Source organism: Corynebacterium pilbarense (assembly GCF_026930265.1).
In the GTDB taxonomy this organism is placed as follows: domain Bacteria; phylum Actinomycetota; class Actinomycetes; order Mycobacteriales; family Mycobacteriaceae; genus Corynebacterium; species Corynebacterium pilbarense.
In genome coordinates, this window is record NZ_JANRML010000119.1 from 1 (window position 1) to 594 (window position 594).

Annotated in this window: 1 protein-coding gene; it reads left to right on the top strand. The window is 41.1% G+C overall.

Going from position 1 to position 594, the window contains the following annotated elements:
• Positions 1–50: 50 nt before the first annotated feature.
• Positions 51–386, top strand: coding sequence for a reverse transcriptase family protein (locus tag NUW87_RS11510; RefSeq protein ID WP_269028665.1), 336 nt, complete (start codon positions 51–53; stop codon positions 384–386).
• The last annotated feature ends 208 nt before the right edge of the window (positions 387–594 follow it).

The following is a 594-nucleotide window of genomic DNA, read 5'->3' on the forward strand; positions in this document are numbered from 1 at the left end:
ACAAAGCAATCTTGAAAGACTATTTCCCTTTACCCTTCATAGATTAGGTTTTGGATACCTTGGCTGGAAAAAGATATTTTTCTTTCCTGGATGGATATAGTGGGTACAACCAAATTCAGATTGCCCCTGAAGACCAGGACAAGACAACATTCACATGTCCTTGGGGCACTTATGCCTATAAGGTGCTGCCTTTTGGATTATGTAACGCTCCTGCGACATTTCAGAGAGATGTCCTTGGTGTTTTTGCTGACTTGATTCATGACTGTGTGGAGGTTTACATGGATGACTTTACTGTCTATGGTAACACCTTTGAAGAAGCCTTGAGCCCCCAAGCCAATGGGCAGGTGGAAGCTGTAAACAAAACTCTTAAGACTATTCTACGGTGAACTATCAATTCAGCCAAGTCAAATTGGCATTTGATGTTATACTTAGCATTATAGGCTTACCGAGCATCCGTTAAGACTACAACGGATGTTTGGGCTGGAGGCAGTATTGCCCATAGAATTCTAGATCCCATCTTTAAAGTTGGTAGTACAATTATTTCCAGAAACTTCACCACTTGAAGAGCATTTGTTATATCTCGAGAAGCTCAAT